The organism is Streptomyces sp. NPDC048018, from assembly GCF_043202995.1.
Taxonomy (GTDB): Bacteria; Actinomycetota; Actinomycetes; order Streptomycetales; family Streptomycetaceae; genus Streptomyces.
Window position 1 is genome coordinate 179,175 of sequence record NZ_JBIDBK010000007.1, and the last position, 13,682, is coordinate 192,856.

Below are 13,682 nucleotides of genomic sequence, written 5' to 3' on the forward strand. Positions count from 1 at the left end.
GATGCGAGGAGATGACGATGCCCACGACAACTGCCGAACTGGTGCATGACCGGGCCCTCGGAGACCTGCTGATCCAGCGGGACGTGGTGCTCGACGGACTCGATGCTCCGCAGCACGCCGCCCGTACCGTCCTGGCCGACGTCCTGGACGGCAAGGCGGAGGGCCGGCTCTTCGACGCCATGCTGGTGGCCAGCGAACTCATCGCCAACGCCATCCAGCACAGCAGCGGCGCCGTCCTCCTCAGGGTGGAGGCCTACGAGTTCGGTGCGGCATTGGGCGTCGTCGACCGCGGGGCCGACATCACCGCCGTCCCCGTCCGGCCTTCGAACTCGTCTGTCGACGAGGCGACGGTTGCCGCGAGCGGGCGCGGCCTGTTCATCGTGGACAGCCTCGCCAGTGCCTGGTCGGTCGAGGAGGTCGAGTACGGAAAGATCGTCATCGCCGTACTCGCCTTGACGGCAGGCCCTCGTCGTTGACCACCCTCGACGACCGCTCTCGAGCAGAACCTCTCGGTGGAGGAGCTGGACCTCCGCGTTCCGGAGTCCGCGGACTTCGGTCCGCTTGACCGCTACCCGGTCACCGCGATCGGCCAGATGCCGTCGCCCCTGCCGGGACGCCCTTCTGTTCCTGCCGGTGAGCCACGTGGAGGAGCCGGAACGGTCCAGGTCCCAGTCCTCGCAGGTGGCTTCACGCCGCAGGCGTCTCGGTTGTCGGCGACGCACGGGAAGCGACTCACCCGCCGGCCTCCGGGAGACATGCCGGGCCGCCGTGCGGAGTGCGTCCCGCTCGGTCGCCGGCTCCCGCTCCCTCGCCACGAGCTTGGCCCCCGAGCCTCCAGCTGCCGGATGTGCTCGTCCGGATCGGTGGACGAGGCCGTCTGTCCGGCCAGGCCGGCCGGGCAGACGGCCGCGGACGTGGCAACGGCGGCGACGCGGCCGTTGCCGGCCACGCGACACCCACTCACGCAGGGTGGCCCGGTCGACGCCCAGGTCGGTGGCGACGTTCTTGTACGTCGCCCCGGGCGTGGACTCGTACAGGGCCATGGCGCCGGACCTGAGTCAGTCCGGGTAGCCCTAACCGCCATCGGCGGTCTTTTTGTTTTTGGGGATCATGCGGATCCCTTATCAGCGTGTCCGACGCGCAGGGGACATGCCCATCCGCCTCGCGGACGGTCACCCGTTCTGTGCCCAGGCCTTGAGGACCTGACCCGCCCGTCCTCGGCCACGTCGGCGGCCGGTCCGGCACTGCCGGCCTTGAGGGTGCCGCTCAGCCCGGCGGCGCGGCGCAGGCTCGCACGGCGATCTCGCTCTGCCGCTCCCCGTCACCGGACGCCATGCTCCCGAAGCCGATGAAGGCGGGCCGGGGCCCGGGGGCAGCGGCAGGCGAGGGCGCAGTCGTGCGACAGCAGGGGCATGTGGTGGCGGGCACGAAGAGGCGCCCCGGCCTCTGGGGAGAGGTCGGGGCGCTGCTCGGACTGCCAGGTCGTACGCGCCGAGCCGGAGTTCCTCGGTCAACGAGCGGTTCACCGGACTGTTGAGACCGGCCGGCCGGCGCGCGACCCCGCCATGGGTTCGACCCTCGGAGGAAGACGAGAACTCCGGCCTCGGCGGGCGGGATCCGCAGCCCGCCTGAGGGTCAGACCATGGGGGCGAGCTTGTTGGACTCGGCTACCGCCGCGCTCCAGGAGAACTCGTTGTTGTCGCTGAAGTAGTAGTACGTGGAGCCGTTGGGCATCATCGCGATGGTGATGCCTCCGTATCCGGACATGAACGGTACGTGGAACGGCTGGGTGTAGGCGGGGTTGTCCGCGGACGTGAACTCCTGTCCCCAGAAACCGTTCTGGTAGTGCATCGGCGCGCTGCCTGAGGTGGTGGCGCCGCGTTGTGACGGGTTCTGCTGCATGGAGTCGGCCAGCAGGCCCGGGTGCAGCACCTGGGTTCCGGCCACCGCGCCGGCGTCGTTGTTCAGGAACTTGGCGAACTTGGCGACATCGTCCTTGGTCCAGAACATCCCGTACCCGCCGAAGGGGACGCCGTCCGAGCTGTTGTCCGTACGGGAGGAGACGCGGGCGTCCGGGCTGATGCCGATCGGGGTGAGGACCTCGTCGCGGAGCATGTGGAACAGGTCCGCGCCGGAACCGGCACGGTTCTGGAGGTAGTTGTTCATGGCGCGGGCTGCCAGGAAAGTGTCGGAGGTGTGGTAGACCCACTTGCTGCCCGGGGTGGTCTTGCGACGGAAGGACAGCGCCTTGTCCATCTTGGTGGCGTAGGGCTCGGCGAGGAAGAAGTCGGTCATGGTGCCGCCCGCCTCGTCGACCTCGAAGCCCGCCGAGGTGTAGTTGCCGGTGGTCATGTCCAGGGCGTGGTCGACGGTGACGTTCGACCAGGCGCTCTTCCCTGCGGTTTCCGGTATCAGGTCCGTCAGGCGCTGGTCCGCGACACCGGTGCCGTAGCGCTGGGCGAGCCGGAGCAGGGCGGTGCCGGCGAAGGCGGACTTGGCGGTGGAGTAGGAGGGCAGCAGCATCTGCCCGCAGAACGGGTACTGGCCCTGCCTGGTCTGGCAGCCGCCGACGTAGTTCACGCCGTCGTAGTAGAAGCCGTAGGTGCTCAGCGCGGTGGGGGTGATTCCCGCGCCGAACTTCGAGGTGTCCACACCGGCGCCGGGGTGGTCGACGGCGAGCTGCGCGATGGGTTTGGTGGGCAGCCGGCCGGCGACCTCGGCCGCGTAGGCGTCGCGCGCGGTTTCGCCGCCGGGAACGGTGCCCGGCTGGTAGGTGGCGGCCACCTGGCCCCACATGTCGAACTGGTGGTAGGCGCAGGTTTCCGCGGTGATCTGGTAGCGGACCTGGGAGACGGAGGAGGCGTCGAAGAGGAAGGACAGCACCCCGTTGTGCACGCAGTTCGCGTTCCGCTCGACCAGTGCGAAGGGCAGCGCGGCGCGCGTGCGGGCGCCGTCGCCGTCCTCCTGCCAGGCCCGGCCGGCTCCCACGGCGAGGTTCCAGGAGGCGTTCCCGGTGTAGCGCAGCCCGCGCACGGTGGGGATGAGGTGGCTGCCGTTCTGCACGAGGGTGGCGCTGAACGGGGGGAGGTGCTTGGTGGCCTCGGTGCCGGAGTGGCCGTAGGGGTCCTTCAGCTTGCGGTAGCCGCCGGCCGTGGCGGTGCCGTTGAGGGTCAGAGTGCCCTCGAAGGTGTGCGCGGGCGGGGCCGCCTCGGCGGGCAGGGCGAAGGCGCTGTCCACGACGGTGTCGGTGGGGGTGGCGCTGGAGAGCTGAGCGGCGGTGAGAACCGTACGGGGCACGGCGCCGCTGCCGGTCAGCGGGTCGCCCGGCACCGGGGGCGCGCTCTCGGCGACCGCGGGGGACGGAGCGGTGAGCAGGCCGGTGAGGAGCGCGGTGAGCAGTGCCGTGGCCGTCGCGAGACATCGCATTCCGCGCGGGCTGCGGGTGGGCGGACGGGAGGTCATGGCTGTCCCTCTTTCGGGCGGGGTCTGTTGTTGCGGCATGGTGGGTGCGCGCGGCGAGAGGTGTCCAATGCCTGTCAGGACTGGCCACGGTGTCTGAAAAGCATCGGGGCAGGTGCTCCGGCAGAGTGCGACGTACCGCCGGGGTCGGTGGACGGGAAACCAGGTCTGCGTGAACGTGCCGAGAACGCCGCAGTTGACCTGCCACCCAGGTCCGATGCTGCTCGAGTCGCCGGGTCCAGCTGTCCGGGCAAGACCACGCTCGCCCACGGGTCGGGGAGCGGCTGGGGCGGCTCGCCGCGTAGGTCTTCGACGAGCTCGATGCACCGGAAGGCGGCGATTGCCGGTGGCGCAAGCGCATGGCCGAGAGGGGTGGGTGCGTCGTGCGCTGCAGTACGGGACCGGGGGGCGACCTCCGGACAGGCTCACCGTGCGCGACCCGGGTCGCCGGGACGTTCCGGCCGTTGATGCCCTCCTTGTTTCAGCCGGTTCAGCTCCCCGCTGCTTCCGGCCCGTACTGCTCGATGCAGAAGCGGGCCAGGCCGGTGGCGAAGGACTCGATGGTGCGCAGCGCGTAGTGGCCGGCATCCCAGGCGGCGTGCAGCCGGATCTGCAAGGGCTCCCCGTGCCGGTCGAGGATCAGCAGGGGGCGCAGCCCGAAGCGGGGGTCGTCGGAGACGACGGCGATGCCGTGACCGGAGGCGGTCATCGCCTGGGCGACCTGCGGTGTGTCGCATTCCAGCACGATGTCGAGGGAACTGCCCGCGTCCTGTACCGCCTGATCCAGGATGCGGCGCGTGCCGTGCGCGAGGGTGAGGACGATCAGCGGCTCACCGGTCAGCTCCTGGATGGTGATCCGGTCCCGGCCCGCCCAGGGATGCGAGGGCGGCACGTAGGCCCACACGGGCAGCCGGGCCACGGGCAGGCCCGCGTAGCGGCTGCGCGGCGGGGCTGAGGAGATCGCTACGTCGGCGCCCCGGGTGAGAGCTTGGTAGGCGCGTACCGGACTCTCCGCCTGCACCGTGACCAGGGGGTCCTCCGGACCCCAGGTGGCCAGGAACGGGGCGATCACATCGGTGATGGTGGTGGCGGGGGCCGCCACGGTGATCCGCATCGCCCGCCCGGACGCCAGCGAGCCGGCGGCGGCGAGGGCGGTGTCGGCGCGGGTCACCAGATCCCGGGCGAGGGGCAGGAAACGGCGGCCGGCCGCCGTCAGCTCCATCCGCTTGCCCGTGCGGTCGAACAGCGTCACTCCCAGGGACGTCTCGAGTCCGCGCAGCTGGCGGGAGAGCGAGGGCTGGGCGATATGGACTTCGGCTGCCGCCTTGGTCACCGAGCCGCTCTCGACGACCGCCATGAAGTAGCGCAGCACCCTGAGCTCCATAGCGAACCTCCTGTCCATGCCTTGCAGGCATGAAAGTCAACCCAATCAAGTATTTGAGGGTTATAGCTCACCGGGCCCATTGTTGTCTCACTCTGAACAGCCGGCGAATGCGCCTTCCCCGAGGAGCGAACTCATGGCCACGCCCCGAAGAACCCCTGCCGCCGCCGCTCTGGTGGCCTGCGGTCTGCTCGTGTCTGCCTGTACCGGTACCGACAGTGGTGCCGACAACGGCACCGGGCAGATCCTCAACGTGGCGACCACCGCCGAGGTGACGACCTGGAATCCGGTGAAGTCCTTCTCCACCGAGGTCTACTACCTCAGCAACGTCTACGAGCCGCTGCTGTGGATGAACCCTCCCGGCTCGAAGGAACGCTTCCGCCCCGCCCTCGCCGAGCGCTGGGAGTCCTCCGCCGACGCCAAGACATGGACCTTCCACCTGCGCAAGGGGGTCACCTTCCACGACGGCGAGCCCATGAACGCCGCGGCGGTCAAGGCGTCCCTGGAAGCCTCCGCCAAGGACGGCGGCGCAGCCTTCATCTGGTCGGCGCTGGACACCATCGAGACACCGGACGAGCACACGGTCGTGCTCAAGCTGAAGAGCCCCGCCCCGGTCGACATGATCGCCTCGTCCATGTACGGGGCGTGGATCGTCAGCCCCAAGGCCCTGGCCAAGGGCGAGGACTACTTCGCCAAGGGCGTCGACGCAGGCACCGGCCCCTACCGGGTCTCGGAGTACCAGGCCAAGAAGAGGGTCGTCCTCAAGGCGTACGACAAGTACTGGGGCGGCTGGAAGGGCGAGCGCTACCGCACGGTCGTCGCCAGGATCACCGCCGAGCCGACCGCGCAACAGCAGATGCTCGAGTCCGGCCAGGTCGACTACGCCGGCTCGCTGCCACTGGAGAACGTCGCCCAGTTCAAGAAGGACAAGGGCTACACCGTCACCGAGTGTCCCACCTTCACGAGCCACACGGCCTTCTTCAACACCACCAAGGGCCCGCTGAAGAACGTGAAGGTACGCCAGGCGCTGGCGCAGGCCATCCCGTACGACGACATCGTCAAGGTGGGCACCGAAGGCTTCGGCGCCCGCGCTCGCGGCCCCGTACCGGCCGGCGCCTTCCCTTACGACGCGCACCTGCCGCAGACCCCGTACGACCTGGAGGCCGCCCGCCGGCTGCTCACCGAGGCCGGATACGAGGGCGGCAAGGGCCTGAAGCTGAGCCTCAGCTACGCGGCGGAGAACGCGCAGCAGGCCAAGTACGCCCCGCTGATCAAGGACTCCTTCGCCAAGGTCGGCGTGACGGTCGAGCTGCAGCCGATCCTGTTCAACCAGCAGTGGGAGAAGGCCAAGGCGGACCCGGCCACGGCGCAGGACATATTCCTGCTGATGTACTGGCCGACCTATTCCGACGCCGGCTCGGACAACCTGGTCTCGCTCTTCCGCAGCAGCGACAAGCCGTTCTTCAACCTCAGCTACTGGAAGGACGCCACGTACGACAAGCTCGTCGACGAGGCCGGCACCCACACCGCCACCGACCAGGACAAGGCCGCCGAGCTGTACGGCAAGGCGCAGCGCCGACTCCTTGAGCAGGCCCCCGGCGCGTTCCTCTACGACATGCGCACCCCCGTCGTGATGAACAGCCAGGTCAAGGGCTTCGCCTGCAACCCGAACTACTCCTTCTCCATCCCCTTCCACCAGCTGCGCCACGGAGCCAGCTGATGCCCCGCTTCCTGCTGCGCCGGCTGCGCGGCTCCCTGCTCGTCCTGCTCGGGGTCAGCGCGATCACCTTCCTCCTCGCGCGGGTGATCCCCTCCAACCCCGCCCTCACCTACGTCGGCGCCAAGGCGACGCCCGAGGAGGTCGAACGGGTGACACACGCCCTCGGCCTCGACCAGCCGCTGCCCGTGCAGTACCTGTCGTACCTGCGCAATGTGCTGACCGGAGACTGGGGCACCTCCATCGCCACCAAGCAACCGGTCCTCGGCGAGCTCGGCGACCGGCTGCCCGCCACCCTCGAACTCGTCGGCGCCGCCATGGCGGTGGCGCTGGTGCTGGGCGTCACGCTCGGCTGCATAGCCGCCGTGCGGCCCGGCAGGCTGATCGACCAGGCGGTGCGGCTGCTGTCCATCGCGGGCGTCTCGGTGCCCGCCTTCTGGCTCGGACTGCTGCTCCAGCTACTGGTCTTCGGCCGCCTGGGACTGTTGCCGCCCACCGGACGCATCGACAGCGACCTGGAGTTCACCGCTCCGATCCACTCGATCACCGGCCTGAACACGGTGGACGCACTCCTCACCGGCAACGGCGCGGCGCTGGCCAGCGCCGCGGCGCACCTGATCCTGCCGGCCCTCACACTGGCCGCCTACCCGCTCGGCGTCGTGGCCCGCATGACCCGCACCAGCATGCTGGAGGCGCTCCAGCAGGACCACATCCGCGTCGGCCGCGCCTACGGCGTCCCCGCACGCACCCTCGTCTGGCGCGTCGCCCTGCGCAACGCCCTCCCGCCCACCGTCACGGTGCTCGGTCTGACCGCCGCCTACGCCCTGACCGGCGCGTTCTTCGTCGAAGTGGTCTTCGACTGGCCGGGCCTCGGCCAGTACGCCGCCTCCGGCCTGCTGAGCCTGGACTACCCGGCGGTCATGGGCGTCACCCTCATCGGCGCCATCGCCTACGTCCTCGTCAACCTCGCGGTGGATCTCGTCCACGCGCGCCTCGACCCGCGAGTGAGGCCGGCATGAGCCACAGCCCGCAGACCATCCCCCCGCGCAGCGCCCGCTTCACCGCCCTGCTCCGCGACCCGCTCGCCGTCATCGGCCTGGTGCTGCTCGTGGCCCTGGTCGCCGCCGCCCTGCTCACCCCCTGGCTCGCCCCGCACCCTGATCAGGGCGCCGGAGCCGCCGAGGTCGCCGCCCGCCACCTGCCACCCGGTGCCGACCACCTGCTCGGCACCGACAACCTCGGCCGCGACGTGCTCAGCCGCATCATCTACGGTGCCCGGCCGGCGCTGACCGTACCGCTCCTCGTGGTCGGGCTCGCCGTGCTGGTGGGCGTCCCGTTGGGGCTGATCGCAGGCTTCCGCGGCGGGCGCGTAGGCGAGGCGATCATGCGGCTGTGCGACATGTTCCTGGCCTTCCCGCCCCTGCTGCTCGCCATGGCCATCGTGGCCACCCTCGGCCCCGGCCTCGAGCACGCCGCCCTCGCGCTGGCCATCGCCTGGTGGCCCTGGTACACCCGGCTGGTCCAGGGCCTCACCGCATCCATGCGCGAGCGGCCCTTCGTCGAGGGAGCACGCGCCCTGGGACTCAAGGACCGAGTCGTCATGGTCCGGCACATCCTGCGCAACGCCGTCTCACCGATCCTGGTGCAGGCCACCGTCGACATCGGCACGGTGATCCTGGCCGCCGGATCACTGGCCTTCCTCGGCCTGGGCACCCGCCCGCCGCAGGCGGACTGGGGCCTGATGGTGGCCGAGGCACGCGGCGACCTCCAGACCCACTGGTGGGCGGCGCTCTTCCCGGGCCTGGCGATCCTCCTCACCGTGCTGGCCTTCAACCTCTTCGGCGACGCTCTGCGTGACGTGTTCGACCCGCGCACCGAAGCCCGCTCCGCCGCCGCACGACGCGGCCTGCGCACACTGGCCGGGCAGGCCGCCGCTCTGTTGCGGCGCCGGCCGGAGGGGAAGGCCACCGACGCGGCGAGCCCCCTGCCCGCCACTGAGGACGACACCGAGCCCGGCCCGGGCACGCAGCGCGCAGACGGCCAGGCGGCACCCCTGCTGGAGATCTCCCGGCTGCGCGTCACCATCGGCGACGCCGCCCTCGTACGCGACGTCTCCCTCCACGTGCGCGCGGGCGAGGTCGTGGGGGTGGTCGGCGAGAGCGGCTGCGGCAAGTCCCTGACCGCCCTCAGTGTCCTCGGCATGCTCCCCGCCGGAGCCGAAACCACCGGCGCCATCCGACTCCAAGGCCAGGACCTGCGGGCCACCGGCTTCCACACGATCCGCGGCCGGAAGGTGGCCATGGTCTTCCAGAACCCCGCCGCCTCCTTCGACCCCGTCACACCGCTCGGCCACCAACTCGCCCGCCTGGTACGCCTCCACCAGGGCGGCACCCGGACCGAAGTCGCAGAGCAGGTGAGCACCGCACTGACGGAAGTGGGCCTGGACGCCGAGCGCGTCACGCGCTCCTACCCCCACCAGCTCTCCGGCGGCATGCTGCAGCGCGTCATGATCGCCGCCGCTCTGCTGTGCCGGCCCGATCTGCTCATCGCCGACGAACCGACCACCGCCCTGGACGTCACCGTCGCCAAGGAGATCCGCTCCCTGCTGCGCCGCCTGCAGGCCGAGCACGGCTTCGGAGTCCTGTACATCACCCACAACCTGGGCGAGGTCCGCGAACTGTGCACCCGGATGTACGTGCTCTACGCCGGCCAGGTCGTCGAATCAGGCCCGGTGACCGACGTACTGGACACCCCGGACCACCCCTACACCCGCGCCCTGCTCGCCGCCCTCCCCGACCGGGCCGCCCCCGGCAGAGCACTGCCCGCCATCCCCGGCAGCGTGCCGGACCGCCCCGACCTGCTCACCGGCTGCCCCTTCGCCGACCGCTGTGCCCACACCACCGAGGCATGCGCCACCCCGCCGCCTCTCAACGCCGCCGGAGCGCGGGCCAGCGCCTGCCACCTCACCCAGCCGAAGGGAGTTCCCGCGTGATCCTCGACGTACAACAGCTCGTCAAGACCTTCGGCTCGCACACCGCCGTCGCCGGCGTCGACCTCGCCATCACCGCAGGCGAAGTACACGCGCTGGTAGGCGAGTCGGGCTCGGGCAAGACCACCCTCGCGCGCTGCGTGCTCGGCCTGATCCAGCCCACCTCCGGCACCGTGCACATCGCGGGCAGCCCGCTCACCGGGCTGCGCCGCAAGGAGCTGCGGCGGCTGCGCCACCAGGTACAGATCGTCTTCCAGAACCCCTACGCCGCTCTCAACCCCCGGATGACCGTCCGGCAACTCATCGCCGAGCCACTGCGCGAGGCCGGCCGGCCCGTCACCGACGCCACCGCGGAACTCGAGCGCGTCGGCCTGCCCGCGACCGTCCTCACCCGCTACCCCCACCAGCTCTCCGGCGGCCAGTGTCAGCGCGTCGCCATCGCCCGCGCCCTCGCCGTCGGGCCCTCACTGCTGGTCCTTGACGAACCCACCTCGGCCCTCGACGTCTCCGTCCAGGCCCAGATCCTCAACCTGCTGCTCGACCTGCGCGAGCACAGCGACCTGGCCTTCCTCCTCATCACCCACGACCTGGGCGTGGTCCGGCACATCGCGGACCGGGTCAGCGTCATGCTGCACGGCGAACTCGTCGAGACCGGGCCCACCGCCCAGGTCCTGGACTCCCCCCAGCACCCCTACACCCGCAGGCTGCTCGACGCCGTCCCCGGAATCCACCCACCGGACGACACCCCGCCGAGCACACCCGCAGCCGCCACCGCACAAGGAGCCGTCCAGTGAGCCGAATCCTCGGCGTCGCCCTCGCCCAGGTCGCACCCGTAACCGGCGACCCCCAGGCGACCTTCGCGAAGTTCAGCCGCGAGGTGCGCTCCCTCAAGGCCCTCTCCCAGTCCATCGACCTGGTGGTCTTCCCCGAGCTGTACCTGAGCGCCTTCGGCAGCTTCGACGCCCGCCACCCGGCCGGCTACCTCGACCGCCTCGCCGAACCGATCCCGGGCCCCACCACAGACGCGGTGTGCCGGCTCGCGGCCGACACCGGACTGTGGATCGTCCCCGGCAGCATCCCGGAGCGGTCGGCCAAGGGCGTCCACAACACGGCCGTCGCCATTTCCCCGCAGGGCGAAGTGGTGGCCTCGTACCGCAAGATCTTCCCCTGGATGCCGTACGAGACCTCCGTGCCCGGCGACACCTACGTCACCTTCGACATACCCCAGGTAGGCCGCTTCGGCCTGGCGATCTGCTACGACGGCTGGGTGCCGGAGATCTCCCGCACGCTCGCCTGGATGGGCGCCGAGGTCATCATCCAGCCCACCTACACCCGCACATCCGACCGCGAGCAGGAACTCATTCTCGCTCGCGCCAACGCCATCACCAATCAGGTGTACGTCCTCAACCCGAACATCGGCGGCCTCTTCGGCACCGGCCGCAGCATCGCCACCGACCCCGAAGGCCGCGTGCTGGCCCAGGGCGGCGCAGGCGAGGAGTTCCTCACCTTCCACCTTGACCTCGACCTCGTGACCACCACCCGTGAACACGGCACCCTCGGCCTCAACCCCCTGTGGAAGCAACTGCGCGACGCCCCGCCCCCCTTCCCGCCCGCCAGCGAGGGCTACGACAAGGGCCCGATCATGACCGGTCTCGGCCCGCTGCATCCCGCCCGGGCTGGATCGACAGGAGCCTGAGACACCCAGCGGTCCCTCGGTCGCGACCGGCAGCCCCGCGCCTGCAGGCCCCTCTCCGTAGCGGGCGCCGGGTCTCCGCCGCCGAGCCCTCTCGGAGCCGCCGTTCAGACACCGCTCCAGCGGCCGGCAACTACTCACGAAACGCGGCCGCCTCTTGCGCGCCCGGGGCCGCCCACTCGCTCCGCCGGGCCTGCCGCCGGGCCTGCCGTCTGCCCCCCCATGTGCCCGCCGACCTCCCCGGAGAACACCGTGCCCGACCACCCCGCCACCACACACGACGCCGACCGGCTGCGCGAAGCAGCCGGCAAGCACCTGCTCCTGCACTTCGGCCAACACGCAAACCTGCGCAACGGTCAGGGAATGTTCCTGCCCGACCGGGCCGACGGCGTCTACGTCTACGACGCGACCGGAACCCGCTATATCGACGGCCTGTCCGCCCTGTTCTGCGCACAGCTCGGCTACTCCTACGGCCCCGAGTTCGCCAAGACGGCCGAACAGCAACTCAACCGCCTGCCGTTCAGCACCCTGTGGAACACCGCGCACCCCGCCGCCATCGAGCTGGCCGAGCGACTTGCCGCTCTGGCACCCGACGGCATCAACCGCGTGTTCTTCACCTCCGGCGGCTCGGAGTCCGTGGAGTCCGCGTGGAAGCTCGCCCGCATGTACCACGTCGCCCAGGGCCAGCCCCAGCGCACCAAAGCCATCGCCCGCCGCACCGCCTACCACGGCCTGACCATGGGCGCCCTCGCACTCACGGGAATCCCGGCGCTCAAGGAACCCTTCGGCGAGCCGGCCTTCGAGGTCGCCCACGCACCCAACACCAACCGCTACCGCACGACCGACACCGACGAGGACGCCTTCACCCGGCGGCTGCTGGCCGAAACCGAAGCGGCGGTGCTGGAGGCCGGCCCGGAGAACGTGGCCATGCTCATCGCCGAACCCGTGCAGAACTCCGGAGGCTGCCTCACGCCTCCGGCGGGCTACTGGGCGGGGCTACGGGCGATGGCGGACAAGTACGGCTTCCTCCTGGTCGCGGACGAGGTCATCACCGGTTTCGGGCGCATCGGCGAATACTTCGCCGTGACCAAGTACGGTGCGGTCCCAGACATGATCACCACAGCCAAGGGCCTCACCTCCTCCTACGCCACGCTCGGCGCCGTCCTGGTGTCCGACAAGGTCTCCGCGCCCTTCTTCAACGACGGCGTGACCCTCCTGCACGGGCTCACCTTCGCCGGGCATCCGGTCGCCACCGCCACCGCCCTGACCAACCTCGACATCTTCGAACGAGACGGCGTCCTGGACAACGTCCGCGGCCTGACGGGTCACCTCCACAAGCGGCTCGCCGAACTGACCGAACTGAGCATCGTGGGCGACGTACGCGGCGACGGCTTCTTCTGGGCGCTCGAGCTCGTCGCCGGAGCGGACGGCCGACGCTTCACCACCGACCGCCAGAACGAACTCGTCAAGCAGTTCCTTCCCGCCCGCATGCGTGCCCTCGGACTCCTGGCCCGCGCGGACGACCGCGGCGACCCGGTCGTGCAGATCGCACCACCCCTGATCGCCACCCGCGACGAACTCGACCACATCGTCGATCTGCTCGGGCAGGCTCTGACTGACGCGGACCGCCATTTCCTCCACGCCCACTGACCATCCGAGCCACCGGCATCGATGACCGCGTGCAGCCCGGTGGACTTCAGATCGGACAGCAAGCGCGCCGCTCGGGCGGTCGCGCCGGCCTCGGATGGAGCACCACCGGGCAGCCCGGCCTGCTCGGCGGCAGCCGCCCCGCGGCGGTGGGGCCGTTTGCCTCGTCGAAGTCGGCGATCAGCTCGTCCCGGTTGTAGCGCTCGATCTGCCGCTGCGCGCAAACGCCACGCGTGTCGAACCACTCACGGATCGCTCGCAGGATGCCAGCGGTCAGAAGGACGGAGCCACCCCTACTGGAGCCGTCGCCGGGCGGGTAGTCGGTGTCGTTGCCAGCCGTGACGCAAAGGGCATTCGGGAACGCCAAACTGCGCGATTCTCGGCTGCGTGGTGCCCCAGCTGCCCTTCGGGCGTGCGTCAGAGGTCGCACGTAGCGCCCGTCATGCACATTGATCTTGTGTCCGTTTCGCGGCCCGCACGTCGCTGACCTGCGGTTTTCTTCGACATGTTTTGTGTGGACCTGTTTCTTGTGACCCACCACGTCGAGTGCGTCGCCATCCTTGAGCCCGCCGAAAAGGGCCGCTGACCTGCGGCTTAGCCGAGTGTGCGTTATGTGCGTTACGTGCGTTACGGGCGATATCTTGACGCATATCTGACGCACGTGACGCACGTTTGACGCACGTTTGACGCACGAGCTGACGCGCTGTCAGCAGCAGAAAGCCGTCCTTCCAACCGGCATGACATCCCGGTTGGAAGGGCGGCTTTCTGCTGCCCGTAGTGCATGTAGCGCCGCCTC

10 protein-coding genes are annotated in these 13,682 nt (G+C 70.2%); 7 read left to right on the forward strand and 3 right to left on the reverse strand.

Annotated elements, in window-relative coordinates; all coding sequences use genetic code 11:
• Positions 1-17 precede the first annotated feature (17 nt).
• Entirely contained in the window at positions 18-476 is a 459-nt protein-coding gene (locus tag ACGF1Z_RS26600) for an ATP-binding protein (RefSeq protein WP_393008127.1), read from the forward strand.
• Between the two features lie 1,159 nt (positions 477-1,635).
• Here the strand turns inward: ACGF1Z_RS26600 and ACGF1Z_RS26605 are convergent.
• Together ACGF1Z_RS26605 and ACGF1Z_RS26610 are read right to left on the reverse strand one after the other, a co-directional pair.
• Positions 1,636-3,462, reverse strand: coding sequence for a hypothetical protein (locus ACGF1Z_RS26605; RefSeq protein ID WP_393008129.1), 1,827 nt, complete (start codon positions 3,460-3,462; stop codon positions 1,636-1,638).
• 487 nt (positions 3,463-3,949) lie between these two features.
• Positions 3,950-4,843, reverse strand: a complete 894-nt coding sequence (locus tag ACGF1Z_RS26610; RefSeq protein WP_393008131.1) for a LysR family transcriptional regulator — start codon at positions 4,841-4,843, stop codon at positions 3,950-3,952.
• A 133-nt stretch (positions 4,844-4,976) separates the two neighbouring features.
• Here ACGF1Z_RS26610 and ACGF1Z_RS26615 point away from each other — a divergent pair, with 133 nt between their 5' ends.
• The 6 genes from ACGF1Z_RS26615 to ACGF1Z_RS26640 all read left to right on the forward strand — a co-directional run bounded on the left by ACGF1Z_RS26615 (position 4,977) and on the right by ACGF1Z_RS26640 (position 12,889).
• Positions 4,977-6,560, forward strand: coding sequence for an ABC transporter substrate-binding protein (locus ACGF1Z_RS26615; protein WP_393008133.1), 1,584 nt, complete (start codon positions 4,977-4,979; stop codon positions 6,558-6,560).
• On the forward strand, positions 6,560-7,576 hold the full coding sequence (locus ACGF1Z_RS26620; protein ID WP_393008135.1) for an ABC transporter permease: 1,017 nt from the start codon (positions 6,560-6,562) through the stop codon (positions 7,574-7,576). The genes ACGF1Z_RS26615 and ACGF1Z_RS26620 overlap by 1 nt, the downstream gene beginning before the upstream one ends.
• Positions 7,573-9,549 carry a dipeptide/oligopeptide/nickel ABC transporter permease/ATP-binding protein gene (locus ACGF1Z_RS26625; protein ID WP_393008137.1) on the forward strand — a complete coding sequence of 659 codons (1,977 nt, stop codon included), beginning with the start codon at positions 7,573-7,575 and terminating at the stop codon, positions 9,547-9,549. Before ACGF1Z_RS26620 ends, ACGF1Z_RS26625 begins: the two co-directional genes overlap by 4 nt.
• Entirely contained in the window at positions 9,546-10,340 is a 795-nt protein-coding gene (locus tag ACGF1Z_RS26630) for an ABC transporter ATP-binding protein (RefSeq protein WP_393008139.1), read from the forward strand. Before ACGF1Z_RS26625 ends, ACGF1Z_RS26630 begins: the two co-directional genes overlap by 4 nt.
• Positions 10,337-11,242 carry a carbon-nitrogen hydrolase family protein gene (locus tag ACGF1Z_RS26635; protein WP_393008141.1) on the forward strand — a complete coding sequence of 302 codons (906 nt, stop codon included), beginning with the start codon at positions 10,337-10,339 and terminating at the stop codon, positions 11,240-11,242. Before ACGF1Z_RS26630 ends, ACGF1Z_RS26635 begins: the two co-directional genes overlap by 4 nt.
• 249 nt (positions 11,243-11,491) lie before the next feature.
• Complete coding sequence (locus ACGF1Z_RS26640; RefSeq protein WP_393008143.1) at positions 11,492-12,889, forward strand: aspartate aminotransferase family protein; 1,398 nt, start codon at positions 11,492-11,494, stop codon at positions 12,887-12,889.
• Between the two features lie 46 nt (positions 12,890-12,935).
• On the opposite strand, the gene ACGF1Z_RS26645 is transcribed toward ACGF1Z_RS26640, so the two are convergent.
• Entirely contained in the window at positions 12,936-13,253 is a 318-nt protein-coding gene (locus ACGF1Z_RS26645) for a hypothetical protein (RefSeq protein WP_393008145.1), read from the reverse strand.
• Positions 13,254-13,682 lie beyond the last annotated feature (429 nt).